Consider the following 25,940-nt stretch of genomic DNA (forward strand, 5'->3'; position numbering starts at 1 on the left):
TTACCCCGGCCTGACGGTCTGGCTTACCAGCTCGGTAAGCGAAGACGAAAGGAAGAACCAGAGAGCCGCCAGGGCGACAGCGGCCACAACCCAAGTCAGCCAGTACCAGCGACTGCCGCTGCGCAGGCGTGAAGCCCGGGCAACAATGGGGGCATCTTGTGCCAGCGTGAAAGCCGGCACCCGTTCCGCGAGCGCGCGAATGATATCTTCCCGACGCTCATCATCCTGGGCGCGATACTGACCAACGAACCCCAGTTGCAGGGTCCGGTACATACAGGTCAGGACGGCGGCGTCAGGGGCGGTGTCTTTCAGCAGGTTTCGGATCCTTTCCCACAACTCCTCACCGGCATTGAGAGTGCCAAAGAAGTGTGCCTGCAGCGGGTCACGACGCCAGGTCAGGTAACCATCATCGGTGGTTCCCCGGTTCATCACGCTCTCATCAAGCAGTGCACACAGGGCATACACCATATGGTCACGGCTGATGTCGCTGTAACCTGCTTCCGTGAGCGCAGCTTTCGCCTCCTGCACCAGACGGCAGGCCCGACGATAGAGCCCTTCCCCGTCACGGACTTCCTGACCGCCCCGCAGCTGGCTGGCCATCAGCCAGCCCGGGTAGAAGAGTCGTTCTATCTGGCTGAGTTCGGATTTATTCATGAGCGCAGCACCGCAAAGAGTTCAAGATTCACATCCCCCAGTGAGCGCGGGGTATAGAATGTGCAACTGCCCATCTCAAGCATCGCCCGTGCTGCCTCAGTACTCAGATCCAGCGAGAAATACTGGTTCTCAAGACGTAACGGGATAGCGGCCGGAACATGGGTCAGCGGCTTGATAACCATCCCGCTCAGGGCCACATTCACCACATCGGACACATCATCAAAGCTGCCCGCTTTACACAACTGCGGGAATTTCGTCTGAAGTTCATGGTTCGGCATGGAGGAGCGTACGGAGAGGTAGAAGTCTGCCCCTTCGCGCAGGCGCGCATCATGCAGAGCACCTTTCCAGATCTGATCCTGATGCTCCAGGTGGATACTCACCACCCGTGACGGCAGGCTCGCTTCCAGCAGCTTATCAAGCAGTGCCAGCAACGGCGGGAATACCCGCTCCGGTACATCGTGCTGATAAGCAGGAATATCCCCGGCGTCGTGTTCCAGTGAGAAGGTCAGCAGGCTGCCGGCCAGACGGGTCAGTTCGCGGTACAGCAGTTCCGGGTGACGCTCAGGCGTCTGAAGCAATTCCGTCAGCACCGGCTCGGCGCTGTTCAGGGCATTGAGCAGCCAGAACAGGGACACATCCGCGACCGCAAAGTCTGCCATCCGCTCATTGCTTTCACGGCGCATGGCCATCAGGCGACGGCGGCGGGCCTGCAGACGAATCAGCAGGTCACCCAGTTCGGTGGTCAGCAACGGGCTTGCAGAAACGGAAAGCATTGGCGGGATAAAGGCCGGGTCGCGGCTCCACTGTCCCTGCGCATTACGCACCAGGCGTGCCACCGGACAGGTCAGGTATGCCGTGTTTTCCTGGCTGGACAGACGCAGGGTCAGCGCATTACGCAGAATCGCGAGTTCCCCGCTTTCATGCCCGGCCAGTTCCTGCACCACCACACGCTCACCTTTCCAGCGACGCGGGCGCTCACTGTCCTGGCCGTTATCGAGGTTGCCACCGCTGGCGCTCAGCAGTGGCAGCGCGACAACCACGTCAACAGCCTCACTGCCAGCTGCAACAGACAAATCACAGACCGGAGGAAGCGTGTCTGCCAGGTCGGTATCAACAAGGGTACCGTCCTGAAAGCGCACCACCAGACGGTTGGCGTTCAGGCGCGAGAGCGCCAGTGCAGCATCATCAAATTCTGCCACAACCACGCCCCAGGGATGAGAAATACCCATCCGGGCGACCATGTCGGCAACGTGTTCATTCCAGCGGGCCTGCTGCTGGAACTGTTGCGGGGCCAGAGCGGCCCCATCCTCCCAAAGTGGGCGGTAAATTTTCATCCCTGATTTCCCCTCGCCTTACGATTTGGCTTTCGGCATCTGAGAAACCAGTGACAGGTTGACGTCCATCCCTTCCACCTGGAAGTGCGGTACGGCATAGAGTTTCACGCGGAAGAAACCCGGGTTGTCTTCGATATCTTCTACGACAACTTTGGCATCACGCAGCGGGTGAGACGCCTGCAGCTCGTCGCCCGGATCGGTCATTTCAGTCACCAGACCGCGAACCCAGGTATTCAGTTCCAGCTCGAGCAAACGCCTGTCCTTGGTGGTGCCGATGTTTTCACGCTGGATGAGTTTCAGGTAGTGCGCGATACGCGACAGCAGGAAGATATACGGCAGACGCGCGTTGATGCGACTGTTGGCCGTCGCATCGGCGGTGTCATACAGTGCCGGTTTCTGGGTGGAGTTAGCCGAGAAGAAGCAGCTGTAGTCGCGGTTCTTGTAGTAAGACAGGGGAATGAAGCCGAGATTCGCGAACTCGAATTCGCGTGTTTCCGGGATCATCACTTCTGACGGGATCTTCACCTGATTGCCGGTGCCCAGATCGTACAGATGGATAGGCAGGTCCTGAACAGCACCACCGGCCTGCGGGCCACGGATTTGTACGCACCAGCCGTTGTTGATAAAACTGCGCACCATGTTGGCGGCAAAGGCGAAGGAGGCATTGGTCCACAGGTATTTATCGTGATCCGGGCCTTTCACTTCTTCCACATAGTTGAAGCTGCGCACTGGCACGGTGTCCGGACCATACGGCAGACGACCGAGTACGCGCGGCATCACCAGACCGATATAGCGGGAATCATCCGTCTCGCGGAAGGATTTCCACTTGATGTACTCGGCACGGTCAAAGTAGTTACCGATATCTTTGATGGCCGCCACGTCCTCCATTGAGTCCTTGAGGAAGAATTTCGGGCCGGCAGAGCCGATAAACGGCATATGAGCTGCAGCAGACACTTTCGAAATATTGCGCAACAGGGCAACATCTTGCGCAGAGGCATCAAACTCGTAAGCAGAAATCAGTGCAGCAATCGGCTCGCCACCCGGGCTGTCGTACTCTGCCGTGTACGTGTGCTGGTATAATCCGCTCTGAATAATCTCCGGCGCGTCTTCAAAGTCCTGACGCAGATCGTCTTTCGACAGGTCCAGCAGTTCGATTTTGACGTTCTGACGGAAATCGGTTTTATCGACCAGCGACTTCAGCCCACACCACAGACTCTCTACCGCCTGAAACTCCTCGTGATGCATAACCGCATCCAGTTGGCGGCTAATCTGGTGATCCAGTTCAGCGATATGGTGGTCAATCAGCGTCTTATCGAGTTTTTCAACTTTTGAGCCGGCTTTGGTCAGGCACTCCAGAAAAACCTGCATCCCGGCCGTTAAACGTTCATCAGCGGTCGCATCCGACATCGCCTGGGCGTCCTGCCAGATATCCAGCGCGCTCAGCTCAGACACCGGGTTCAGGTTGATTTTTTCAAACAGGGATGCGTAAACCCCACCCGTTGCAGGACGTTCAAGCACTACGTTTTCGCCACCAGCGGCATTCTCTTTTTTTACAGACATCAACATCTTCCTTATTAATCCGTTAAAACATCGTGACCGTTATGCTTCTTTCGGAGCCAGTGCCGACAGTTCACTGCGCAGTTCGGCGCTCAGCGCCGGGTCGAGCAGGATTTTTTCCAGTTCCTTACGGAAGGCCTGGTTGTCTAAAAGGTTGGCTTTGAGGTCACGGAGCAGGTTACGCATGGCGAGCATCGCTTTCAGTTGCGGTATGCTGGCCGCCACCTGTTCTGGCGCAAAATCCTTCATGCTGTGGAACGTCAGTCTGATATTGTCTTCACTGCCGTCACCGGCCAGGGTGTTTTCTACGGACAGATTTACGGAAGGGGAAAACTCGGATAACACGTTGTCGAAGTTGTTTTTGTTAATGCTGACCGGCTCACGCTCCGATACAGGTCGCTGCTCGCTACCATTGCTGTAATTCCCCACCACCATCAGTTTCAGGGGCAATTCGACTTTCTTTTGACTCCCTCCGGTGTGCAAATCCAGCTTTATGTTAACGCGCGCCTTGGGTATTTCGGACTGATAGGAAGAGTTAGACATGGCTGTCCCTGTTCTATTGAGTGATAGAAACGGTCAATGCCAGTGAGAAATTAATAAGAAAGGCTTACCCTGCCAGAACAACCTCCCGGTTCACGTCATCCTACGTGAATAAAAACACCGGAGTCAAAAGCGAGCACATTCCATTCACTAGCATGTTGACACTGTATTTTGGGGTGTTTATCTGAAATGAAAAAATTCAGATAAGACCCCATAGGCAAGAGTGTAGGAACGTTCCCTAATCAGCGGAAATAAAAATATGTAACATAAATTTACAAATGACATATTTAACAAATAATAATAACCCTTCTGTTTTATAAGGGTTTTCTCCACAACACCCTTTCAGACCTTATGAAATAAGGATGTACGGCAAATGATCACTTTGCCTGAGGGTTTAAAACCGTACAAAATTACAACAATCACGCGAAGAATCTGATTTTTAATTTTTATCGAAATATGAGGGCCCGTTCACTACCGGGTAAGTGGAATGGCCATGATCGGATTCAACGTCAGATTTTTGCTTTTTCACTTAAATGAGGCTTATCTATTTTCGCCAAAAGATAGCCTATAGTTGTAATGATGAGTGGCCGTTCACGAGGCAATGCAGCGTGGCGGCAGAGGTACCATGGGGTAACTTACGCGTATAGAGAGACAGACTATCATGTCAAATTTTTATGTCCGCGGAGTGCTGGCCAACCTGATAACGCTGTTAATTTTTCTTGCATGCATATTCATTCCTGCGGGGACCCTGGATTACTGGCAGGCATGGGTCTTTGTGATTGTGTTTGAGATAAGCTCGCAGGCGTTGGGTATTTATTTTCTGATGCATGACCGAAAGCTGCTCGAGCGTCGTATACATTTTGGTCCTCGGGCGGAACAGCGTCCGGCGCAGAAATTTATCTCATCGCTGTTCATTCTTGGCTTTGTCGGGTTCGTCGTACTTCCTGCGCTCGACCATCGTTTTAGCTGGTCACCAGTGGCACCCATTGTCTCCATTCTCGCAGAGATATTTATCATCATATCCTTCCTGTTGTTCTTCTCGGTGATGAAATCGAATACCTTTGCGGCTTCTACCATTCAGGTGGAGGAAGGGCAGACCGTTGTGTCAAACGGCCTGTATGCGTACATCCGACACCCGATGTATTCAGGTGCATTGCTACTTCTTGCGGCGATGCCGCTTGCACTCGGTTCCTGGTGGAGTATTTTCCTGCTCGTGCCATTCTTCCCGGTACTCGCCTGGCGCATCTTTGATGAGGAAGACTTTCTCAAAGAGAAGTTGCCTGGTTATAGCGACTATATGCAGAAGGTGAAATATCGCCTTGTTCCCCACGTCTGGTAAGGCATTCTTGCGCTCTGAGTACATCTGCCACTACAGATAGTCTACAACCTGATAAGACTGGAAATGAGCCCGATAGCACGGAAACCTGGGTAGCGCCGCTGCGGATAAGTTCGCCCACAAGGCGTTTTTTTGCTTTTTAAACGCAGGTGCCTCCACTACTCCAGCAGCTTAAACTGACTTAATAAGCATTGAACAGAGTGCAGCATTAAGTGCTGCACTTGAGGTTACAACTTGGTCTGACTGAATTTTTCACGTGGAATATGATTCACGGAAGGCGGCGGCGGCGGCGGTGGCGGCGGCAATGGAATACCGTTTGCGTCCAGTTTCAAGGTAACAGGTACTCTGTTCGCCTTCTCCGCTTCTGCCGCCTTTTGTTTCTCTTTCTCCGCAGCTTCTGCATTAAGCGCAGCAGCTACCCTTGCGTCTTCTTTAGCTTCATTCGCTTTTCGCGCAGGCGCGGAGTTAGCGAATTCTGCTTTAACCTTGGCCAGCTCCACCTGCCACGGCTTCAGCACCTGGCCTGTCGGGTTCATGTCCACCACACTGGCATTACCCGCTCGTTTCGCCAGTTTGCGGGCAAGTTCATCTAATACTGCATCCTGAACCGATCTATCGGGTGACTTCTTCCCTTGTTCACCAGCAGCCACTTTATTCATGCCGCGGGTTGGATTAACTAATTTTTGCGGAACAGGATTCATGGGGGGCGGTGGCGGCGGCAATGGAATGCCATTTGCGTCCAGTTTGAGGGTAACGGGTGCTTTGCTCGCTTTCTCAGCCTCTGCAGCCTTTTGTTTCGCTTTCTCCGCAGCCTCCGCATTAAGTGCGGCAGCTACCCTCGCCTCTTCTTTGGCTTCAGCCGTTTTCCGCTCAGGTGCGGAGCTAGCGAATTCTGCTTTAGCCTTGGCCAACTCCACCTGCCACGGCTTCAGCGCCTGGCTGGTATGGTCCCCCTCCGCCATGCCTGCGCCACTGGCCCGCTCAGCCAGTCTTTCTTTAAGTGCAGTTAAAAAGTCGGCCTTTTCTGGGTTTTGTTTCAATAACTGTCGATGACTGTTTTGTACCAGTCTGACACAACGTGCTAAGGGACTGACGTTTTGATCGCTGATTAACTCAGAGTGTTTCGATGTTACCGGGGGCGAGGTTTGTACCGCGACGCGCCCCGCTATAGCACCTGAAGAAATCATAGTTATCCACCTGGGAATTTACGTTTTTTTGCATTCGATATGCACAGCTGACACAGCATGATATCCAGAAGAAAAAATAAATGACATCACGAACGCTGTGAACGTAGCGCTACAGCCTGTGCCACCAACACTGTTAATTTCTGATTTACCGCTCTCGCGTTATGAATATCTTCTCTGGTAAACGGACTGCCAGCACAGTTGAAAAACTTCTCCGAATGCTTATCGAGCTTCAGGACATTTTTCAGTGTAGCGTTAAGATTTCCCTTGTTAGCACTTTTTGCTAACTGACGTGCATATGATTCCGCTTTATCGTGCATCCCCATGATCTTACTCCCCTTCGGCTCAACAACATTCCCAATACGGTTGAGTGACTGGATTAGTTTACTTGTTGATTTTTCAATATTGTCTTTCGTTTCTTGGGAAATATTGCCCACTTGCGCTGGACGAAAAAAATTCGGGATCTTCATACGGTATAACTCCTGTTAGTAAGAAACATATATAGCATGCAACCAGCACGCATCTCTTTCAAAAAACGCCCGTAGCTATCATATTTCTGGAAACGGACAGACAAGACACAGCTTCGCTATTTTTCAGTAAAAAGCCGGACAGAAAAAACACATTGTTTTCCTGTCTCAGAATGGCTATCAATGGGATTACACATACACCTGGCGTCTCCAGGATGAAGAAACGGTCATGCTTCCAAAGGGTTGTAATGATGCCTTTCAATATACGTGCCGATAACTTTTTCATGCAGCTCTACCGAACGCGAATAACAGTGATCTTGCCCACAAGATGTATTTCTGACGGAACTTCACGTTCGTAACGCCCCAGTCATCGGTAGTAATAAAACCCAGACTGAATGGCTGAAGTAATGCCAGCTGGCGACGACAGGTTTCATCCGTTCGTGGGCCAAAGACATGGGCAATGACCTGTTTCCTTTTTGTATCAAATGCATACCATAACCAGTGCCGGTTTTTCTTGTTTCCGACGTAAGACCACTGCTCATCAATTTCACAGATGAGAGCAACATCCTCATACGCCACAGTTCGGCAGTCACTTGTTTTGGCGAGAGTTTTTTAAGGTTCGGATAACGGTATTGATGCCGACTTTCAGAGTACGCACCGTATCCCTGACACCGGAGCCATTGAGGCAGAATAGACGCTGTAATGTCTGAAGCAGGAAAACAGCCCTCAGGAATATTTGAGGCTCGCTGTAAATCTCCACCAACGCTGTGTCTACTCACACAAACGGGTTGCATGGCAGGGCCTTTACGAAATACACCACGGCAAGAATCAACACCTTGTGTAGAAAAAGGCATACTCCCTCCTGAGGATAATATTATAACTGAATACCCAGGGTCACATAAATGATGTTACATGTTTTCTACTGTGCTCAATAATCCGGCATATACTCCACCACCGCTTCAGCCAAATCCTTAGCGAAAGATTCAGTATCTGGCATATGATATTCCAACGCTAAATCCCGTAGCGTATGTGCGATTAAGGTCTCAGCATATTGGGTAATACTTTCATGCTAGCCACTCGAATGTCTTAAACGGTGTTTAACAAGCAACAAGACAAATAAGTACATTGCGTTGACACAAGAAAGCCGGAGGCAAAAAAGGTCCTCAATCACACTCTCAAACACCACTTAAAAAGGCGCTTCTGACTGGCGTTAAGTCTTCCCCTGGCGCTTTTTGCAACTTTGCGGCCGCGTTAAGCGGGTCTGGTTCAAATTCCGGGTGGATTGTCAGCGGTATCTCCATGGATTTTGCTTCTTGTAACTCACTCAACGTCACGACCCCACCACCATAGGCCAGAAATTCTCCCGTTCGCGAAAGTCCATTCTGCTTTGTGGCGACATAGACCATATAAGAGGCCCCAGTCTCATCAAGTACTTTCCATGAGGCACCAGGATCGTTAACGAAGATCACCCTATCGCAATCTTGAGCAACTCCCCCTCTTGCATGTTCAGACACTATCCCGAGCGTTCCAACTCCCTTATTTTTCGCAAGTTCATAAACGGCGCCGATCCCTTCTGGGGTTGCACCAGCTACAACGCAAAGATGATGTGCGCCATAGCGGTTTATCGCCTCATCCAACGCCGATGAAAGCTGAGCCTTGAGGCTCGCACTGTCGCTATAGCCAAGACCCGAAAAACCACTGAAAACCATCACATGTTTATCCCTGGTGTAATTATCGATCTCAGACTTCACACTATCGCGCCGCACGGAGGGTATATCCCCTATTACTGCTGGTGATAAAACAGAAACGCGATTCGTGACACTGGAAAACATACTTACTCCTTTCGACACCATTACTGATATTCAAGTTTTTAGCGCTGGACATGCTCTGCGATGTATCATTCCCTCCATAAACCAAAACAGAGTTAATCACATCCCTTTACTCAACAAACGCTCACTCTGTTTGTACCGCATAACCTCATCGCGTTATATCAAAAAACGCTCTTTGCTGTTACCTGGCTGAGCTTTACAGGAGACGCCAGAGAACCCACCATCCCGAGGAATCCTTCCGCTTTCGCCAATACTCCCCCTAACAATTATTTGGACGCTAACATTTTTAAATAACATAAAGAATCCAACAAATAACACAAAAATCCACATCAATAACATTATTATTTATTTTTAAATTTTCATTAATTTTTTCATAATGCTGCGCACAAACCACGCAATACGGTACAAGATCCATCCCCCACCACCACTTTATTTAATAAAGTTACAATACGTCATAGATCAGTGAAAATTATTTAAGTTTTAATATTGTTTAATGAAAAAAATTTTCATTACGTTGTTTTTCGTCAAACAATAGAACTTAAGGGAATCAATAAAATCATTTAAAAACAATAGGTTGAATGGATGAAAAACAAAAAACCACTCAATAACAGCACAAAAACCATTCCAAGAGAATCCCGGATCATGTAATTACATACATCAAGAAAAGCCCCCGCCCCCCCCTGATTCTGCTGCATCAATCAAAGTTCAACACACCGCCAAAAATCAAGAAACACCATTCCAAAAAAATCAATAAAAAACTTAGTTTGAGTTAAATAATTTATTTAACCAGGGAAAGCTGTTGCCACCTAAAACAATACATAAGCATTATTTATAAGTTTGCGATTTTTAATGCTTTTCAACTTTTAACATATTGCCCCATCGACTAGCATGATTAAAAATTGAAATGAAATATTACTTAAAAATATTAGAACAATGAAAAAAGCCAAGGAACAGGCGTATTAAAAGCATTAGATCTCACAATAAAAACACACAAAACTCATTTATAGCAACACCTATAACCCTCGCACGACGTTGTTGTTAATTAGTTAAATCCAATATCTCCATTTAAATAATTATGGGGTCAGATGAATTACGCCCCTCTTATGGACATTTTTTGAAAGTAATAGATAAAAAATAAAATCATTATCGCCACTACACAGGCGGATAGCCTATCTTCAGGGCATTGCTCTGGTACCGTATCCATCCCCTACTCCTGAAGTCAGGAGACACGTTCTAATACCGAGTGATGCATACCCACGAAGGCATCCTCTCCAGCAGCAAAATTATACAAGGAGTAAGGCTTTGGAAATGACATCCTACACTGATGCCCGCATGGATAAACAATATGTCTTTGGTGATTTCGTCTTATACACTGGCGGAACACTGGTTCATCGAGAGCGGCAGCTTCATGTTCCACCTAAAGAGTTAGCGGTCCTCACCATGTTGCTGGAAGCCGCCGGAGAGCTGGTGAGCAAAGATACACTCCTGAACCATATATGGGCCGATAACGATGTAAACGAAGAATCGTTGACCCGCTGTATCTATGCGTTACGGCGCATACTGTTAGAAAGTAAAAGTTGCCGTTATATCGACACCGTATACGGCAAAGGTTATCGTTTCAGCCACCCCGTCGTAGTGGTATCCCCACAGGTAGCTGAAACATCGCGGAGCTCAATTGCCGTTTTGCCTTTTCGCACGCACCCACAGCTGAATGCGGTGAACCTGCACCACTCCCTGATACAGGCATTATCACAATATTCACCTTTTGGGCTGATTGTTCTCCCCGCAACCATTACCCAGTATTGTCACGATCTGTCTGACATAATGACATTGATCGAACAGTTGAATCCTGATTACTACCTGGCAGGCCAAACCGTGCCCTGTAGCAATGGTTGGAAAGTGCGCGTGGAGCTGGTTCGCACCAATGGCCACCAATTAATACACAGCGAAAGTATCGAACTCTGTCCAGACCAGCCAATCTCGGCTTTGCAGAATCGACTGACCACGCTGTTGCCACAATGTATCCCAGAACTACGCTGGAATCCGGGACAAACCAGCGATCTGGGGTCCCTTGATACAGCCATTCTCTATCTGAATGCGCGCCATGAAATGAAGCGTCATACACCTTCCAGTCTTCGCCAGGCGCTCACCATGCTTCGACAGTGTATAGGTTTAAGCCCTGATCACGCCCAACTGTACGCCAGCCTGGCCGAATGCTACCTGACGATGTCTCAATTAGGCCTTTTTGATCAGCAGCAAGCCCTTGCCAACGCCAGGCAAGCAGCAAACAAAGCCGTTGAGTTGGCGCCTGGTCATCCCCAGGCTCTGGGGTTACTGGCACTACTGAGCTGTATGCATTCTGAACACGCCGTCGCAAAGGCTCTTTTCAAGCAGGCCCGCTTGCTGGCACCCGACTCTCCCGACCTTTACTATTATCACGCCTGGGCTATGTTCCTGTCCGGCGAGTTTCTACAGGCACAGAGTTCATTGAATGAGTGCCTTAAACGCGATCCTGCCCATATTCCAGCCAGTACGCTCTATATATGGCTGATGTATTACACGTCGCGTCTGGATGAGGGTATTGCTCTGGGTAAACGCCAGCTCGCTCAATACGGACAGGATAACCCGGTTTTACAAAGCATCCTGGCACTATTACTCGCATTGCAACAGCAGCACGATCAAGCAGAAGCGTTAATACAGGTCATACGAACCTCAGGCGCTGACGCCGGCCTAATCGCGGTAAATCTTCGGTACGCGGATTACTGTCTCCAGGGTAAAAGCGCGTTACCCGGATTAAAGGCCTTTTTGAGTAATATTGACTGCCGGCACGTTAGAGCAAGCCTGCTGCCTTTAATTCTGGTGACACACGGACAAAGCACTGCGCTGGAGTTTTGGCGACAACTGCAAAATGACGATTATCCTTGGATTAAAGTATTCCGCCATGACCCTCGTCTTAATCTGCTGGCAAAAGAAATCGAACGCCACCATTCGGAGGCGGCGTGAAATATATCATCGCGATACTATTTCTATTCTCAGGGATAAGCGCAGCACGAGCCGATTGCTGGGATCGCGCTGCCAGCATGTTTAATATTTCGCCGCAGCTGTTGTACGCCATCGCCCAACAAGAGTCGTCATTAAACCCCGCAGCCGTTGGGCGAAACCGCGATGGCAGCAAGGATCTGGGGCTGATGCAGATCAACAGCAAACATTTACCCCGCCTACGTAAATTGGGTATTGATGAACAACAACTCAAAGACCCGTGTTTGTCGATTATCGTCGGTGCCTCTATTTTATCGGACATGATGAAGCGCTACGGATACACCTGGGAGGCCGTTGGCGCTTATAACGCTGGGACCGCACCAGGCAACCATGCCAGGCGTATGCACTATGCCGAACAAGTATGGCAACGTTATCAAAAGATAAAGACAGTACATCTACTCCAGTAATACTGACCACCGCGATCTCGCCTACCTGAGTAAAATGAGGGAAGCCCCCTCCCGGCAGCCATTCGTGTTATAACGTGAAGCTTAATCTTTGATGGGTTTATTCAGATTCAGGGCAGCCACTTTGGCCCGAATACGTTGTTCCAGAATCGCAATCAGCGCCTGGTTATCCAGCCGATCGACCCTCTGGCCGTCTTCATAGAAGGCACTTTTATTTACCGCTCCGGCAAGCCCCAGGTCTGCAGTCAGCGCCTCGCCGGGGCCATTAACCACACAGCCGATAATTGAGACGTCCATAGGCGTCACAACATCCTCAAGGCGTCGCTCCAGCTCATTCACCGTGCCGATGACATCGAACTCCTGACGTGAACAAGAAGGGCACGCAATGAAATTGATACCTCGGGAGCGAATCCGCAACGATTTCAGAATGTCAAAACCGACCTTCACCTCTTCTACCGGATCGGCTGCCAGCGATACTCGCAACGTATCACCGATCCCTTCTGCAAGCAGCATACCGAGGCCGATGGCTGATTTAACTGCTCCAGCCCGAAGGCCACCAGCTTCGGTAATCCCCAAATGCAGCGGCTGTTCGATTTGTTGGGCCAGCAGACGGTAAGCCCCAACGGCCAGCGCAACATCAGACGCTTTGACACTCACCTTAAAGTTCTGAAAATCAAATTTATCCAGATATTCCACATGGCGTAATGCAGACTCCACGAGCGCTTCAGGGGTAGGTTCACCATATTTTTCTTGTAAATCTCGTTCAAGCGATCCCCCGTTTACACCAATGCGGATCGGAATATTGCGATCGCGAGCACAATCAACCACCGAGCGAACACGCTGTTCATTGCCAATATTTCCCGGGTTAATACGCAAGCAATCAGCCCCGAACTCCGCTACCTTCAGCGCGATACGATAATCAAAGTGGATATCAGCCACGACCGGTATGGTTGACTGTACTTTAATCAGGCGAAATGCCTCCGCCGCCTCCATTGTCGGTACTGAAACCCGCACAATATCAGCACCTGCACGCTCGATTTGTTTAATTTGGGCAACGGTAGCAGCAACATCCGTTGTTTTTGTGTTCGTCATGGTTTGCACGGTGACCGGAGCACTCCCGCCAACCGGCACGTTACCCACCATAACGGTCCTGGTGTTTCGACGAATGATAGTCGAATGCAAAGAAGACATCTTTTCATTACCTCTTTACTATTTGCATGTATTTTAAAAAAGAAGACCTACTAAAAAACTGGCGGCTCAAAGAATTATGCCGCCAGGGGGGAATACGGGGCTGCGGCAGCTACACAGATCGCACTATCCCCAAAAAAAGTATTTATTCATCCAACGTATTACAGACAAACGCTCGTCTTTAGCAACTCACCGGGTAAGCCCTAATTCTCGCTTAGCGGCTGAAGCCGCCTGAATTAAATCTTCGAGAGCTTTCAGGAGTTCTGCGGCTGAACTCCCTTCCGGCATACGCGCCAGAGCAAGTAAAGTTGTCCCTTCAGCATCTGCTGCTAACCCACAAGGCCCGAAGTAGTTCATCTGCCGTGCATACTGTAAGCGCGCAGTATCCGAAGGAAGCTCTCCTAACGGGCAAATCATTTCCAGCCCCTGGGAGGATTCATCAAAGTGCACCAGTAGATCGTCGCCAATCAATAACGTTGCATCCTCACCATCCAGCTCCAGATCCAGAGCGTCATACAGGCTATATAATAAAGTCTCCATTTCACGCTTCCCTTATGATTTAACCAGCCCTGACAACCCCTGCGTTTGCAGCCAGATATCTTCATTACCCACACGTTGGTGGTATGACAGATTCAACAACGTGTGAATTGATCGCGTAGATGCTGAAGATGGCGTCGATAATTCAGACAATAACGCGGGTTCTTCGCCACGCAAACACTCAATCTTTGGTGGCGCTTTTGCCTGTGTCGCCACAACCTCTCTCTCGCCCAGGCGACCGGTGTTCATTACACGAGATGATTTTGCACCTGATAGTATTTGCAGCAAAGACACGCCAGCAACGTTGTGTAAAAACATAAAAGCCCTCCAGGTAATATGGCTCAAGCCGAATGCCTGGCAATATGTAAAAGCGCTGCCTGGCTCCTCTTTATGCTGCTCAGATTCCTATAATCAGAACCGGGTAAATATCAGAAAATGCTCATGCGCAGAGGATCTCCATTCCCGGCATTGACCAATTTATGCAAGTCCCCGCACAAGGTTCTCGCTATCTTATACTCCGTCAATGCGCTATCGTGATGGTGCGACCATGCCCCTTGCGTCTTTGTAGCTATCCAGGAGTATTTGAAATGAAAGTTTCGTCAAGTCAACCGACCCTGATGGCGAATCAGGCTATACAGTCAGAAAAAACCGGAGCTGTCACTACAGGAAAATCCTCTCCTCTCGCGATGATGATGTTCCATTGCAGTAACGTCATGTCGCCGCTCGCAACGACGCAAGACAGAAAAACCAGTGATGCTCATGAACTCGCTTATTTTCGTCAACAGGGGTGCGAGGAACTGCTAATACTTCTGGAGGGATTACCTACCACACCGGCATCGGCGGCGCTGAAAAGGAGCCTGGAAGCGTTAAAGGACAGGACTGCACGCCCCCATTGTTTAAATATTGCCGGTAATCTGAAAGAGGCAAGAAATATAACTCCGGGAAAATAATAGCCTCGTATTTTTACCCGCCAGACTCCCCTCACGAATTAAACTATTTTTGAACGATACTGAGGTGGTCGTGTGATTATGTTCATATGACCGCCTGTTCATACGCCCCCCCTAATCTCACTATCATTATGTTAATGAGCCCTCATGCGATCTTTTTCCAACAATCTCGCCTTCATCCCAATAATTCATCGGCTTTTCATCAGGATGTCTAAAGGATAACCAATATATAGTGCACGCTATCATCATAATCCTGTATTTACAGACTCTCACTATGGCAACCGATACTTTAAATTCTACTTCGCACAACGTCGTCATCCGGCTACTCAATAGCTCGCTGTGCGGCTGCGAATTTTTGTTATCCCCCGGGCGCACGCTATTTGTCGTTGGAGAACGCTCAAGCCTTGTCACTCATGACAACATTCCGGAACTACCCGGAGATACGCTCTTTGTTCCGCTGGAGCAAGGAGGGGTCAATTTCGAAGTCGTATTCAACGCATCCAGTCCAGAAGATATTGTCCTGCGGGAATTACCCGGGGATGAGAATAACGCTCGTGAACACAAGGTTATCTTCAACCACGTTATGCACGTCGGCGCACTAGCACTGGCGCTTCGTCCTGAACATCTGTCCTGGTCGCCGGAAATCTTAGCGTACCCAAAAACCAAACGACCTGAAGAATCAAAACCACGCCCGCGCTACGCGCCAACCCTGATCGCGCTGGCGATCGCGGCGTTACTGCTCCTGGCTGGCGGGTATTGGTTATGGAACAGCCCACAGCAGCAGGCCAATGAACTCGGCATGTTGTTGGGAAACGAGAATCAGCGTTTCCAGGTTCTCCCCGGACGTAACAAGACCCTCTATGTGGTCGCCGCTAACGAGCGGGATGCGTCCTGGGCCCAGCAGGTGATCGCGCGAGGGGAGAATAGTGACCCGGCTAAAGTGATCAGTCCTGAACGAGAGAATGAACGGGTGGCCCGCTGGCTCGCCGACAATTATCCGACCCTCGCCTACTATCGGTTACAGCTGGATGATCCTCGCCAGCCTCAGCTCTGGATCAGCCGCCAACGCTCAACGATGGCGACCGACGGTCTCCAGACGTTGAATAGCAGATTGATGTCCCTCTTACCCTATACGAACCGTATAGACATTGTCTCCATCGACGACGCCACTGCAGTTCGCCAGGCGGAAGCCGAACTCAAGAGGCAAGCATTACCCTATTCCCGAAGCGACCAAACCGACGGGGTGACCTTTGTTATCCAGGGCGCTCTGGATGATGGAGAGCTGCTACGGGCACGGCAACTCGTCGACAGTTACTACCGTCAATGGGGCGGACGCTATGTGCAGTTTGCAATTGAATTGAAGGATGACTGGCTTAAGGGCCGCTCCTTCCAGTACGGTGACCAGGGCTATGTCAAAATGAGCCCTGGCCACTGGTATTTCCCTAAACCCCTGTAACGTTAAAAAAGGAAATTATCATGGCATGGTCAGGTTATCTTGATGATATATCGACAAATTTTAATACTGGCGTAGAAAACCTGCAGCAGCAAGTCGACGACGCACTGGATGCTCTTACCAAAAAACCGTCCGATCCACAACTGCTGGCGGCATATCAGAGCAAACTGTCTGAATACAACTTATATCGCAACGCACAATCCAACACGGTCAAAGTGTTCAAGGATATTGACGCTGCCATCATACAAAACTTCCGTTAATCCACTGGCGCCTTGCAGATCTTCTGCGGCGCTTCAAGGAGTTTGTCATGCCAACGCACGCCATCCAGTCGCTGGATGCTCTGACCGACCGTTCACGCGATATCACCCGCCAGGAGACCGACGTTGTCTCGCTGGATGATCGGCTTATTCAGGCTTTCTCCAAATCCGCCGTCAACCTCGGTATGGAGAAAGACGCTATTCTGGCGCGTCTGGAACAGCCCAATGCCGTGACCGACCCGGCGGAACTATTTTCCCTGCAATTACGCTCCTCAAATTATAATCTGGAGGTTTCCCTCATCAGTACCCTCACACGTAAAGCGGTAGGTGCCGTTGAAGGGCTGTTGCGCTCATGAAAAGTCTTTATGCTGTTCTGCTCGTTTTTCTGTTGACGGCGTGTCAGCAAAAAGACCTGCTTGAGGGGTTGAATCAACAACAGGCCAACGAAGTGATTGCTGTTTTGCAACGGCATAACATCGAAGCGGATAAGGTTGACCGGGGGAAAGCGGGTTTTAGCATTCTGGTTGCTCAGTCGAACTTTGCCGCCGCCGTTGACTGGTTGAAAATTTATGATCTCCCCTCACGCCCCAGAATGGAAGTTGCACAGATGTTCCCTGCCGACTCACTGGTCTCATCGCCGAGAGCCGAAAAGGCAAGATTGTACTCCGCTATTGAACAGCGGCTGGAACAGTCGCTGCAGAGCATGGAGGGGATATTGTCTGCGCGCGTCCATGTGAGCTACGACGTTGATTCAGGGGAAGGGGGGCGTCAGGCTAAACCGGTCCATCTGTCAGCGTTAGCCGTATATGATCGCGACATTGACCCTGAGCAAAAAGTTAACGATATTAAACGCTTTCTGAAAAACAGCTTCTCTGATGTCGAATACGACAACATTTCTGTGGTGCTCTCAAAGCGGAGCGAAGCGCAACAGCAGGCCCCAACGATACCGGTGAGTAAACGTGGGATCGGCCTGGCTGGCTGGCTGGTCTTTTTACCCTTTCTGTTAGCGTTGGGCGCCGGAGCCTGGTTATGGCAACGTCGTCGCGCGACACCGGATCGCTCTCCCTCGCCAGAGGACGCAATGAGGCGCGACGATGCGTAAATTGTCGTTGTCTGACGCGCTACAACGCGTGCTGTTTGATCCACTCTCTTATCTGCACCCACAGCGGGTGCGGATCCCAGCGAGCCTGACAGTACGCCCGGCCGCACGGGCGGCCGCCAATGAACTCCTGCTTCACGCCTATCGGCTGGAGGTACGTTGCGCCGCGCTCTCGCCCCTGGCAAGGCAGTGGGTACGCCACTGGAACCATCTACCACAAGCAGCCTATCTGATAGGCTGCCACGCCCTGCGAGCGGAACTGGCCTGGGGAGGGGCGTCACTCAGCCTCCCCGCATGGACTCACCCTTTTACGACCATCGATCTCCCCGTCACGCAACCTGCTGGTCAGACTGTGACGGGGCACGACATACTGCTGAAAACAGGGTATTCCCAGCTGCTGGCGTGGGCGTCGAAGCTCCCGAAACCGCTGGCACAACGATTTCCCCTGCTGTTCCCTTTCGATATTGACACGGTGGCCATTCAACCGGCCGCAGACCCTTTGATTCTGACATTGGCCCTACAACATGCCCAGAGATATCCCAACATCCCCCCTGTGTTCGCCTGTTGACGGCGTATTGCTCGGCCGTAAGCAGCTTCAGCGTCGTATGCGCACCATACGCCTGGAGCAGCAGGCGCAGCAACATGCCCGGCGGATTGTACGCGATGCTCAACAGGAGGCTGAACTCATTCGCCAACACGCTTATCAGGAAGGATACCAGCAAGGAATGCTGGATACCCTGCAACAGACGGCATCCTATATGGCCGACAGCCAAACGCTGGATGGGCGCTGCCGTGAACAGCTCAGCCAGCACGCCAGAACAATGCTGTCTTCTGCTGTCGACCACCCCGAGACCTTGCTGCTGGTGCTGGATGAATGGTTGCGCAACCTTCCGGCGTCCGATGAAACACTCTATCTGACGCTACCCACCACCGCGCAAGTCCTGCAACCGCGACTCATGGATGTACTGTCTGACGGCTGGACAGGAAAAATTCATCTCGATTATCACGCCAGGCCAGACTTTGTGATGCGTCATGCCGATCAGTTCGCCGAATTCTCACCGTCGCAGTATGTGGAATCAGCTACTCGCGAGCTATTGCAAACTCTGGATACGCTGCCGCAAGACTGCCGCCAGGTCTCAGATTTTGCGCTACAGGAATTCATTGAACAGTGGCAACGTCGCAGCAACGACGCTCCCTCATAACGGAAAGCTATTATGATCTCATCCCTTACCGGTATTCCCCAACCTTTACCCTCCTCGGCGGACGCTGAGGCCCTTGTCTCACTACAGGATCGCCTGCAAAGCGCAAACATACCCTCGGCGCCCGCAGTCAATAACACCCCGGATATAACGCCGCCGGTTACCGACAGCGATCCGTTGGCCAGCGCTTTTCTGGATAGTCTGTTGCAATTACCGCCAACAGATGATCCTCAGGCCTATGCCGCGGCTGTCAGTGACGCCATGCGCGCCTTCGTGGATCCAAAGACAGGAGAACTGGCGTTCACCACGCTGGAGCAGCAAACCGACATACTGCAGCGTACACTGGACAAAGTAGGGGAGGATGCCCCACTTAGCGAACCACTCGCCGCCACACTACTTGGCACGACTAACCTGCAGTTCCAGATGACAAAATGGATGCAGGATGTGGTGTTATCGGGTGGTGAAGTGAAAGAGTTTGAAGAGTGGTGATCCGGGGACATAGATATTGCTATGTGCAAAAAAATGGGCCGTATATACGGCCCATTTTGCTACTCATCCAGATTACGCGTTAGCATAGATCGGCTCATTGGCGTAAATGCTTTCATCCTCAACAGATTGCGCGTTATATCTGGCTGACAGCGCGTCCACGTGCTCGCGTTGTACCTTATCTTCGAGCATCCGTGGGTTACGGGTAGCACGCATATCATTTACGATACTCACCACATCAGCCGCAGGGTTCTTTAGCAGCTCATGTGTTGCAATCAATGTCCCCGTACGCCCTACGCCACCTAAGCAGTGGACCATCGGTAGCGCTGGCTTAGGCTCAGCATTGGCATATTCCGACTCAGGAGTGCTCACCTTCTGAAACAGTCTTGCCAATGCTTCAAGCTGTTCAGCACTCTGGAGTGCGCCACGATCCGGCCAGTTGAGCGCGTGCAGTACAGGTAGTGTAACCGTTTTATTTTCTGTGCTTATTGTCAATTGATATTGCGCCACCTTTAATGACTTAGGATCGTTTGCATTACCAAAGTTATGTGTTTCCTGCAGTTCGCTGGTTACTTTCACCGCGCCATAATCACCAGTTTGCTGGAAATACGGTGGTAAACTTTTCGCACTGATCTCCTCAGCCCCAGCTAGTACCGTTAACGACGTACACTTCTGTTCCACCAGCATACGCATGTGTGCTTCTATATCTTTCGGATAAGAGCCCGCCAGCGCAACAGTTTCTCCATCGACAACAATGTTATTCACCGGCATAGGGCGCCCATCGTTCAGCCAAACCTGAGTCTCAGGGTTGACCGGAACATCGCTGTTCTTAAACCGGGAAGGTGTGAGTCTCAAACCTTCTACTTTCTCACCCTTTTCGACGGCGACCTTCAGCTTTGTAATTTCTGTCGCAATCGCATTGAGTTGTCGTGCTGCGTGCGCTACCTGTGCGTCGCTTGCCTGGTTTAGCCATTCTGAAACTGGCCCGTTATTTGTTCCCCACTGAGAGAACTTGATCCCCGCCACATGAAGATTGAGCAGTTCGTTTGTAAACGCTGTCGCCTTCAGCGTTTTAAGCTCTCCAAGCCCTGACAGCCCGGTAATCACCGAACGAAGCGCCCCGCCCGCTGAAGCAAGTACACCATGGTTTTCCCGTAAACTTTCGCCATTCAGGATTGCAAGATCTTGCGCCTTTGCCAACCCTCCCAGAGCCCCAGCAGACTGCTGTTCCGTCAAGGTTTCCAACGTGGTATTAAGCGTTACAGTATCGGGTGAAGCCTTTGTTGCCATACTGTCATCCTCCGCTTTCGCCTGGATGCCAAGCAGAAAAAAGGCAGTCTTCGCTACCGGTTCCCCCCAACGAGCAGATGTCTCCTTAAGAAGGGCCACATTAGCTTCATACCTATCAGCGCGTGCCTTTAATTGCTGGATCAGACGTTGTGTCAGCGGAACAGGACTCGCGCTGAGAGTCAGATAGTCACCAATTGCCTTTGCCTTTGCCTCACTACCGTCTGATATCGTCTTAAGGAATGTTTGCACCGCCTCTTTATTTTGGATATTAACCTGCTCGAAGTACGTTTTGACCGCATCGATATTACGAAAAACCGGCAACCCCCCAAGCCAGGTCAGCACACGGCCTTTAAATCCTTCCCTGGCGACCTGAACCGAAGGTGAATCGGTGGCATGGTCGATTCGCAGACGCTGATTCTGGTTTGCTACCTGCACATTTGTAAATGCACTCATTGTTAACGCTGTCATCATTCTCTCCTGTTAATGATTAGTGGTACGCAGTAAATCTTGTAATTTTTCCTGGTGCGCAATGAAATGTTCCAGCCTGTCAACGAGGTCATTGGTATCACCTGGGTACGGAACAGAATCCATGTAAAGCAGCGCCTGCGACTCTTCAACGTAAGCCAGAGTTCCCCGAGTCTGTTCTGCTAATTCCTTGTTGATAACTAATATTTCTCGCCAAAATGTACTGCTGATATCTGGCGATACTTCCATCAATAGCCCACGCAGTAACCAGCCATCACCACTAATGCTTAAAGAAACCAGTAAATTTTCGTCGAGTAACAGTAAACATTGTTGGTTCTCATCAAAACAAAGGGGGAGCCCCAGACGCTCACCCAAAAGGTTTAAATAATTCTGATGCATATTCATGTTTTTATTTCCGTAAACACTATCTCTTCCCCTCAAATAAAACCGGAAAAAATCTGTATGATTCAATGACCTATAGAAGCTCTTCCTTCTGTGTTTCTGCAATATGTGCACGACGGCGTCGCCGCCGCCTGGTGGGTTTATGAGCCAAAAAAGCCTGCACCCCACTCCAGCAGACCAACCATTCCCCCCACAGAAGGATCCGCGGTACGGCAGGCCTCACGGGAAGCGCAACAACCCGGTCAACGTCGTCGATATCCCAGGAACTGCCACTTTCTTCATCCTGAACACCTTCATCTATCAACCGCTGGTGCCACCCTTTCCATTCCCCCCAGGGAAGATAAATGGTGGGGGATTCCCGCAAACGCAGAGTGACTTTTCGTCTACGAAGCAATGCTGTGTTCAACTGTGGGTAATGACGGGTTACACCAGGCACCTCAATGAACCGAGCGTTCTCTACCGTGCGTAGCTGTTCCAGCATTGCTGAAGCCGACTCATCCGTGCCGGTTTCTGTTACCTGAAGCGCACCATACGGTGCAGATAGCATGAACCCTATCTTCGGTGGCACTTTCTCTCCTGCATCCCTGTTGCTGTTGTAAAGCAGGCACTGACTCGGTCGCCCTCCTCAGCGCCACGCTGGCTATCCTGTGGTCTTCACTCCGTTCACAGCCAGTTGCCGTTCAACTTCCCGACACACATCCGAAACCGTGATAAAACCGACAACCTCATCACCGCCAATATCAATGCCAAACTGTTCATTCAGGCCCATCACAAGATCCATAAGCTCCAGTGAATCGAAGTACAGTTCATTCACCAGTTGCGTGTCCGCATCGAACTGGAGATCATTCACTGCCAGACAGTTCGCAACGATCGCTTTCACCTGATGTTCCAGTTCACTTTGCATGATGGTTCTTCCGCATGTGTAAGGGGTCAAGATGGAGACCATCCGTCGTGAGTACGACCCCTGACGCGGCACTCTGCGGCAGCTTGCGCTGCGCTTCGTCACGCCAGTCCCATTTGTTGTCCCCCGTACCGGCAACGCCATCCAGTAACGCCACGACCAGCGGATTAGGCTGCTGCCCCGGCTTTATCAAACCGCATTCCCGGATCAACGTCCGCGCAAAATTGGCGACCGCAGGGCGGCGGCGATCCAGACCAGGATGCTCAGCAAGGAGGTCGCGCAAGGTGTCGACATCATTCTTCAACGTCCCGTCGATTGATCCATTACGGAACTGTCTCAGCAGTTGGGTACGATCGGCGTCATAACCTGGCAGCAGTCTGTTGCGCAGGCCGTCAAAGTCACGGCGAATGGCGAATGGCTGGTTGCTATCAGCCTCCAGCATGCTACGAACTGCTTTGAGTAGCTCATGCTCTGGTTTGGCCTGTCCCCCGGTACTGCGCAGATAGGCCAGAGTTGGCAGGGTATACAGATTACCTTCACGGAATTTCAGCTTAGCGTGACTGCTGACAACGGTGGGTTTCTCCGTCTCTGATGCGTCCGGTTTCACCGCTCTCTGTGGTTCAGTCTTCACTGCTTGCTGCAAAGTGGGTCCTGAAGGAAAAGCGGTAAGTCGGGATGTCGCCTGCGCGTCTGTCGGGATCGTCAGCGGCTCAGCAGCAGCCGTTTTGAGTTCATTCTCATGCCGCTCCTGAGCTGGCATCGCTGTCAATGCATTGCGCTGAGAAAGAGTAACGTCGGACTGATACGCTGCTCGGGTGTCCACCCTGTCCAGCAGTTGGGACAGACTATTCGCCACGCCCCGGGCAGCATTAAATAACCCGTTAGCCGAGGAGTTCGAGGTTTGGGTTTCCGCGTGTTGCATTGGACGTAGCGTCTTTAGCTCTCCTGCAGGAATCGAGGCAGACGAGGTCTCTTGTGAGACATACCCACCGTCCGCCTTCAACGACTCAACGGTCTGAACATGCGCTTCCTGTACCCGATACCTGCTGGAAAGTGATTCACCTGCGTACGGCTTGTCGCCGCCGCTCCTGGACGTTGCCTCCGACGTGGTGTCGCTATTCACCTTCAGGTTCACCCGCAAATTCAGGTTCTGCGCCAACGGCGTTGGCGTTGGGCGCTCACCACGAGCCCCGGCGTGGCGAGTGTTATCAATGTGCTGGCTCTTGTCGATATGAATATCGCCAATATTGATGGTAATCCCTCCCTGACCCTGACCTCGACCCAGCGCGGGCCCAGGACCAAGATCAGGATCGACTGCGTCAGGAACCTCGGAGGAGCCCGGGGCGGGTGTTGGTTGCGTCGTCTGCGATAAATCCTTAGGCTGATTGGCCAAAATATCGCGCAGCAGCCGCGGCAGGGTGGCGACGGTATCCAGATCGCGCGCGAGTTTACCCACGCCCACCCCACGCTGTTCAACCAACCCGACACTACTTTGACGCAAAGCGGCAAACGTCTGCATGGCGGCTTTATCAACTAACTCGTGCAGGCGCTGGCTTGTAGCTTCATTCAGCGCCGCCCCGAGTTTTTGTTCAAGGCAGGTCTGAATAAATGGCATGACTTCGCGCGCCATAAACCCGTGGCCTAATTGCAAAAAGTCCCCCGCAGAATGCGTATTTGCAAACATAGCCAGCGTATGTTCCAGCTTACTGCGTTTCTGATACGGCTTGTCAGTCTTCACGGTCCATGGACCGAATGCAGATTTTTCGCCCAAACCATCGTTGAGGATCTCATCTGTGTACTGCTGCGCCAGTGTATTCAGCGTAGTACGGGCCTCCTCACTCAAATCAGGCTGGTGAATCAACTGGCTATACACCTTGGCAAACGCTGTAATTTCCCGGCATGCAGAAGCATTAGATGATTGCAGGAAAATCGTCATGAGTTGCTGATGTTTCTCAGACCCGGCGGCGCCAAATAAATCCTGAACTGCCTGAGCCTTGTGCATTCCGCCAAAACTTGCCAGCCCGGCGGAGGAAGACCGGGCATCATTCTGAACAGCAGACGTTGAGCGAGACAACACCGCACTGCTCGCACGGACGTCGCTCAGATTTTCCCCAATCCCACTCATCTTCTGAGCGCGAAGATGTTGTGCTGACATGTCCGGGCAGGACCAGGAGCGAAATAATCCCGTGATTGGCATAATAGGGTTCTCCGTCGTTAACCTTGCAGGAATGACTTGGCGGTCTCCAGACAGCTACTGATGGTGCTGCTGAGGACTTTGACCAGGTTGTCATACAATGAGTTGGCGTTGCTGTACTTCTGCGTCAGGGTCTGTAGCGTGTTTTTCAGGTTTTCTTCCTGAGCTTTAAACCCCGACTGCCAGGCCTGAAATTTCGCGTTATCCATTTCCACAATGCCGCTACCTAGTGCGCCTGCATCACGGATCATGGTGTCTACAGGGGTTAAATCCACGACAACCACATAATTACCGTTAAAGGGTTTTACGCAGGACTCAGGCAGTCCAAGCTCTTTCGCCCACTGTTTCGCGGTGTCAATGTCCGACCCCGTGATACCACCGCTGTCGCTTTGCGTCGGGAATAGCACCGCGGCTTTATTCGGCAGTGAATAATCCGTTTTCAACTTATTAAGCGCAGTCAGCAGCTTCCCCACGTCGAGCTTGACCTTATTGCCATCTGCGCCAGGGGTGATCCAACTGCCCATCTGGGACAAAATGTCGCTGTACGCCGTATAGAAATCGGTGTAATTACTGACTACGTTCTCATAAACCCCCAGGTACTCCTCGTTTATCTGCCCAATGGCATTAGCAATTTTTTCCCAAAGGACTTTGTCCTCAACCGTCTTTTTTTGATCGGCCATAAGCTGGGGGGCGGGCATACGAACCTGAGGAGACACCTGTTCGAAGGTCTGCTGAAGGGCAGTTTTTTGCTCCGGCGTCAGCGGAACCCCACTGTTCGCCACACCATTCAGGCTATTTTGAAACTGCTGTGCGGCAACCACACGATCGTCTTTTTGCTCGCCTTTGAACGTCGGGGTTTGTAGCGTTTTCGCTAATACATCCGCCTTAATCAGCGCATTATTCAGCGTTGACACTTCAGCACCAGGCGCCGCTGTTTTTGGCACAATAGAGGGTTCCACTCCCACACTGCCTGAGCCCTTCTCCTGTGGCGTCTGCGAAGAAAGGGGTGGCATGAGAGGTAGAGTGATGCTGTTTTGAATGCTGGCCATAGAGATCCCTTCCCCCCTCAGCCTGGCATATTGCCGGCTGATGAAGGAGTAAAAACAAGATATGCGGGAAATGTCCGCCCCGCGGCGGACATCCAGGGCGGGTCCGCTGACCCGCCGCTGTTACGTTGA

Annotated in this window: 26 protein-coding genes and 1 pseudogene; 11 read left to right on the top strand and 16 right to left on the bottom strand. The window is 51.2% G+C overall.

The genetic code is table 11. The features are described from left to right. The 4 genes from tssL to tssB are packed head-to-tail and all read right to left on the bottom strand — an operon-like array spanning position 1 to position 4,088. Entirely contained in the window at positions 1-654 is a 654-nt protein-coding gene (tssL, locus tag JO226_RS22050; protein WP_296407476.1) for a type VI secretion system protein TssL, short form, read from the bottom strand. Beyond that, positions 651-1,988, bottom strand: a complete 1,338-nt coding sequence (gene tssK, locus JO226_RS22055; protein ID WP_296407477.1) for a type VI secretion system baseplate subunit TssK — start codon at positions 1,986-1,988, stop codon at positions 651-653. The genes tssL and tssK overlap by 4 nt, the downstream gene beginning before the upstream one ends. A gap of 18 nt (positions 1,989-2,006) precedes the next feature. Further along, positions 2,007-3,554, bottom strand: a complete 1,548-nt coding sequence (gene tssC, locus JO226_RS22060; RefSeq protein ID WP_296407479.1) for a type VI secretion system contractile sheath large subunit — start codon at positions 3,552-3,554, stop codon at positions 2,007-2,009. A gap of 33 nt (positions 3,555-3,587) precedes the next feature. Beyond that, a complete protein-coding gene (gene tssB, locus JO226_RS22065; RefSeq protein WP_296407481.1) occupies positions 3,588-4,088 on the bottom strand; it encodes a type VI secretion system contractile sheath small subunit in 501 nt (166 codons plus the stop codon). Positions 4,089-4,746: 658 nt separating this feature from the next. Here tssB and JO226_RS22070 point away from each other — a divergent pair. After that, positions 4,747-5,424 carry an isoprenylcysteine carboxylmethyltransferase family protein gene (locus JO226_RS22070; RefSeq protein ID WP_296407484.1) on the top strand — a complete coding sequence of 226 codons (678 nt, stop codon included), beginning with the start codon at positions 4,747-4,749 and terminating at the stop codon, positions 5,422-5,424. Between the two features lie 224 nt (positions 5,425-5,648). On the opposite strand, the gene JO226_RS22075 is transcribed toward JO226_RS22070, so the two are convergent. From JO226_RS22075 to JO226_RS22090, 4 genes and pseudogenes are all read right to left on the bottom strand, one after another. Further along, a complete protein-coding gene (locus tag JO226_RS22075) occupies positions 5,649-6,608 on the bottom strand; it encodes a hypothetical protein (RefSeq protein ID WP_296407486.1) in 960 nt (319 codons plus the stop codon). A gap of 86 nt (positions 6,609-6,694) precedes the next feature. Then, the gene (locus JO226_RS22080) at positions 6,695-7,075 is read right to left on the bottom strand and encodes a hypothetical protein (protein WP_296407488.1); all 381 of its coding nucleotides are present in this window, start codon (positions 7,073-7,075) and stop codon (positions 6,695-6,697) included. A gap of 224 nt (positions 7,076-7,299) precedes the next feature. Then, positions 7,300-7,754: pseudogene (locus JO226_RS22085) on the bottom strand (IS1 family transposase); the annotation flags it as partial. Positions 7,755-8,247: 493 nt separating this feature from the next. Beyond that, positions 8,248-8,904 carry a hypothetical protein gene (locus tag JO226_RS22090; protein WP_296407490.1) on the bottom strand — a complete coding sequence of 219 codons (657 nt, stop codon included), beginning with the start codon at positions 8,902-8,904 and terminating at the stop codon, positions 8,248-8,250. 1,305 nt (positions 8,905-10,209) lie between these two features. Here JO226_RS22090 and JO226_RS22095 point away from each other — a divergent pair. Both JO226_RS22095 and iagB read left to right on the top strand, forming a co-directional pair. After that, on the top strand, positions 10,210-11,904 hold the full coding sequence (locus JO226_RS22095; protein ID WP_296407578.1) for a HilA/EilA family virulence transcriptional regulator: 1,695 nt from the start codon (positions 10,210-10,212) through the stop codon (positions 11,902-11,904). Continuing rightward, a complete protein-coding gene (gene iagB / locus JO226_RS22100) occupies positions 11,901-12,347 on the top strand; it encodes a type III secretion system invasion protein IagB (protein WP_296407492.1) in 447 nt (148 codons plus the stop codon). Before JO226_RS22095 ends, iagB begins: the two co-directional genes overlap by 4 nt. Before the next feature lie 81 nt (positions 12,348-12,428). On the opposite strand, the gene ispG is transcribed toward iagB, so the two are convergent. The 3 genes from ispG to JO226_RS22115 form a co-directional block, all read right to left on the bottom strand. Beyond that, a complete protein-coding gene (ispG, locus tag JO226_RS22105; protein WP_296407580.1) occupies positions 12,429-13,526 on the bottom strand; it encodes a flavodoxin-dependent (E)-4-hydroxy-3-methylbut-2-enyl-diphosphate synthase in 1,098 nt (365 codons plus the stop codon). 195 nt (positions 13,527-13,721) lie between these two features. Further along, positions 13,722-14,072, bottom strand: a complete 351-nt coding sequence (locus JO226_RS22110) for a CesT family type III secretion system chaperone (protein ID WP_296407493.1) — start codon at positions 14,070-14,072, stop codon at positions 13,722-13,724. A gap of 12 nt (positions 14,073-14,084) precedes the next feature. Further along, the gene (locus JO226_RS22115; RefSeq protein ID WP_296407495.1) at positions 14,085-14,387 is read right to left on the bottom strand and encodes a hypothetical protein; all 303 of its coding nucleotides are present in this window, start codon (positions 14,385-14,387) and stop codon (positions 14,085-14,087) included. 269 nt (positions 14,388-14,656) lie between these two features. Here JO226_RS22115 and JO226_RS22120 point away from each other — a divergent pair, with 269 nt between their 5' ends. The 8 genes from JO226_RS22120 to JO226_RS22155 all read left to right on the top strand — a co-directional run bounded on the left by JO226_RS22120 (position 14,657) and on the right by JO226_RS22155 (position 19,513). After that, a complete protein-coding gene (locus tag JO226_RS22120) occupies positions 14,657-15,019 on the top strand; it encodes a hypothetical protein (protein ID WP_296407497.1) in 363 nt (120 codons plus the stop codon). A 271-nt stretch (positions 15,020-15,290) separates the two neighbouring features. Continuing rightward, the gene (locus JO226_RS22125; protein ID WP_296407498.1) at positions 15,291-16,472 is read left to right on the top strand and encodes a PrgH/EprH family type III secretion inner membrane ring protein; all 1,182 of its coding nucleotides are present in this window, start codon (positions 15,291-15,293) and stop codon (positions 16,470-16,472) included. 14 nt (positions 16,473-16,486) lie between these two features. After that, positions 16,487-16,729: a type III secretion system needle complex protein gene (locus JO226_RS22130; protein ID WP_296407583.1), complete on the top strand. Its 243-nt coding sequence runs from the start codon at positions 16,487-16,489 to the stop codon at positions 16,727-16,729. Between the two features lie 47 nt (positions 16,730-16,776). After that, on the top strand, positions 16,777-17,082 hold the full coding sequence (sctI, locus tag JO226_RS22135; protein WP_296407500.1) for a type III secretion system inner rod subunit SctI: 306 nt from the start codon (positions 16,777-16,779) through the stop codon (positions 17,080-17,082). Further along, the gene (locus JO226_RS22140; RefSeq protein WP_296407502.1) at positions 17,079-17,828 is read left to right on the top strand and encodes an EscJ/YscJ/HrcJ family type III secretion inner membrane ring protein; all 750 of its coding nucleotides are present in this window, start codon (positions 17,079-17,081) and stop codon (positions 17,826-17,828) included. Before sctI ends, JO226_RS22140 begins: the two co-directional genes overlap by 4 nt. Beyond that, on the top strand, positions 17,821-18,393 hold the full coding sequence (locus JO226_RS22145) for a type III secretion apparatus protein OrgA/MxiK (protein WP_296407504.1): 573 nt from the start codon (positions 17,821-17,823) through the stop codon (positions 18,391-18,393). The genes JO226_RS22140 and JO226_RS22145 overlap by 8 nt, the downstream gene beginning before the upstream one ends. Then, complete coding sequence (locus tag JO226_RS22150) at positions 18,350-19,027, top strand: oxygen-regulated invasion protein OrgB (protein WP_296407506.1); 678 nt, start codon at positions 18,350-18,352, stop codon at positions 19,025-19,027. Before JO226_RS22145 ends, JO226_RS22150 begins: the two co-directional genes overlap by 44 nt. A 12-nt stretch (positions 19,028-19,039) precedes the next feature. Further along, positions 19,040-19,513: a type III secretion system effector protein OrgC gene (locus tag JO226_RS22155; RefSeq protein WP_296407508.1), complete on the top strand. Its 474-nt coding sequence runs from the start codon at positions 19,040-19,042 to the stop codon at positions 19,511-19,513. Between the two features lie 72 nt (positions 19,514-19,585). Here JO226_RS22155 and JO226_RS22160 read toward each other — a convergent pair whose 3' ends face one another. The 5 genes from JO226_RS22160 to sctA form a co-directional block, all read right to left on the bottom strand. Further along, positions 19,586-21,271, bottom strand: a complete 1,686-nt coding sequence (locus tag JO226_RS22160; protein ID WP_296407509.1) for a protein-tyrosine phosphatase family protein — start codon at positions 21,269-21,271, stop codon at positions 19,586-19,588. A 9-nt stretch (positions 21,272-21,280) separates the two neighbouring features. Further along, complete coding sequence (sicP, locus tag JO226_RS22165; protein ID WP_296407512.1) at positions 21,281-21,670, bottom strand: chaperone SicP; 390 nt, start codon at positions 21,668-21,670, stop codon at positions 21,281-21,283. Between the two features lie 637 nt (positions 21,671-22,307). Then, the gene (locus JO226_RS22170) at positions 22,308-22,571 is read right to left on the bottom strand and encodes an acyl carrier protein (RefSeq protein WP_296407514.1); all 264 of its coding nucleotides are present in this window, start codon (positions 22,569-22,571) and stop codon (positions 22,308-22,310) included. Continuing rightward, on the bottom strand, positions 22,561-24,765 hold the full coding sequence (locus tag JO226_RS22175; protein ID WP_296407516.1) for a hypothetical protein: 2,205 nt from the start codon (positions 24,763-24,765) through the stop codon (positions 22,561-22,563). The genes JO226_RS22170 and JO226_RS22175 overlap by 11 nt, the downstream gene beginning before the upstream one ends. Positions 24,766-24,782: 17 nt before the next feature. Continuing rightward, the gene (sctA, locus tag JO226_RS22180) at positions 24,783-25,811 is read right to left on the bottom strand and encodes a type III secretion system needle tip protein SctA (protein ID WP_296407518.1); all 1,029 of its coding nucleotides are present in this window, start codon (positions 25,809-25,811) and stop codon (positions 24,783-24,785) included. Positions 25,812-25,940 lie beyond the last annotated feature (129 nt).

The sequence above is a fragment of the Pluralibacter sp. genome, assembly GCF_019237635.1.
In the GTDB taxonomy this organism is placed as follows: domain Bacteria; phylum Pseudomonadota; class Gammaproteobacteria; order Enterobacterales; family Enterobacteriaceae; genus Enterobacter_B.

Bases quoted from the DNA above. Each gene is read 5' to 3' on its own strand.
- tssC (WP_296407479.1), bottom strand. From the start codon at position 3,554: ATGTTGATGTCTGTAAAAAAAGAGAATGCCGCTGGTGGCGAAAACGTA.
- JO226_RS22080 (WP_296407488.1), bottom strand. From the start codon at position 7,075: ATGAAGATCCCGAATTTTTTTCGTCCAGCGCAAGTGGGCAATATTTCC.
- JO226_RS22120 (WP_296407497.1), top strand. From the start codon at position 14,657: ATGAAAGTTTCGTCAAGTCAACCGACCCTGATGGCGAATCAGGCTATA.
- JO226_RS22155 (WP_296407508.1), top strand. From the start codon at position 19,040: ATGATCTCATCCCTTACCGGTATTCCCCAACCTTTACCCTCCTCGGCG.
- tssK (WP_296407477.1), bottom strand. From the start codon at position 1,988: ATGAAAATTTACCGCCCACTTTGGGAGGATGGGGCCGCTCTGGCCCCG.
- sctI (WP_296407500.1), top strand. From the start codon at position 16,777: ATGCCAACGCACGCCATCCAGTCGCTGGATGCTCTGACCGACCGTTCA.
- sctA (WP_296407518.1), bottom strand. From the start codon at position 25,811: ATGGCCAGCATTCAAAACAGCATCACTCTACCTCTCATGCCACCCCTT.
- sicP (WP_296407512.1), bottom strand. From the start codon at position 21,670: ATGAATATGCATCAGAATTATTTAAACCTTTTGGGTGAGCGTCTGGGG.
- JO226_RS22125 (WP_296407498.1), top strand. From the start codon at position 15,291: ATGGCAACCGATACTTTAAATTCTACTTCGCACAACGTCGTCATCCGG.
- JO226_RS22150 (WP_296407506.1), top strand. From the start codon at position 18,350: ATGCCCAGAGATATCCCAACATCCCCCCTGTGTTCGCCTGTTGACGGC.
- JO226_RS22145 (WP_296407504.1), top strand. From the start codon at position 17,821: ATGCGTAAATTGTCGTTGTCTGACGCGCTACAACGCGTGCTGTTTGAT.
- tssB (WP_296407481.1), bottom strand. From the start codon at position 4,088: ATGTCTAACTCTTCCTATCAGTCCGAAATACCCAAGGCGCGCGTTAAC.
- JO226_RS22090 (WP_296407490.1), bottom strand. From the start codon at position 8,904: ATGTTTTCCAGTGTCACGAATCGCGTTTCTGTTTTATCACCAGCAGTA.
- JO226_RS22110 (WP_296407493.1), bottom strand. From the start codon at position 14,072: ATGGAGACTTTATTATATAGCCTGTATGACGCTCTGGATCTGGAGCTG.
- JO226_RS22170 (WP_296407514.1), bottom strand. From the start codon at position 22,571: ATGCAAAGTGAACTGGAACATCAGGTGAAAGCGATCGTTGCGAACTGT.
- JO226_RS22115 (WP_296407495.1), bottom strand. From the start codon at position 14,387: ATGTTTTTACACAACGTTGCTGGCGTGTCTTTGCTGCAAATACTATCA.
- JO226_RS22095 (WP_296407578.1), top strand. From the start codon at position 10,210: ATGACATCCTACACTGATGCCCGCATGGATAAACAATATGTCTTTGGT.
- JO226_RS22160 (WP_296407509.1), bottom strand. From the start codon at position 21,271: ATGATGACAGCGTTAACAATGAGTGCATTTACAAATGTGCAGGTAGCA.
- tssL (WP_296407476.1), bottom strand. From the start codon at position 654: ATGAATAAATCCGAACTCAGCCAGATAGAACGACTCTTCTACCCGGGC.
- JO226_RS22070 (WP_296407484.1), top strand. From the start codon at position 4,747: ATGTCAAATTTTTATGTCCGCGGAGTGCTGGCCAACCTGATAACGCTG.
- JO226_RS22075 (WP_296407486.1), bottom strand. From the start codon at position 6,608: ATGATTTCTTCAGGTGCTATAGCGGGGCGCGTCGCGGTACAAACCTCG.
- JO226_RS22140 (WP_296407502.1), top strand. From the start codon at position 17,079: ATGAAAAGTCTTTATGCTGTTCTGCTCGTTTTTCTGTTGACGGCGTGT.
- JO226_RS22175 (WP_296407516.1), bottom strand. From the start codon at position 24,765: ATGCCAATCACGGGATTATTTCGCTCCTGGTCCTGCCCGGACATGTCA.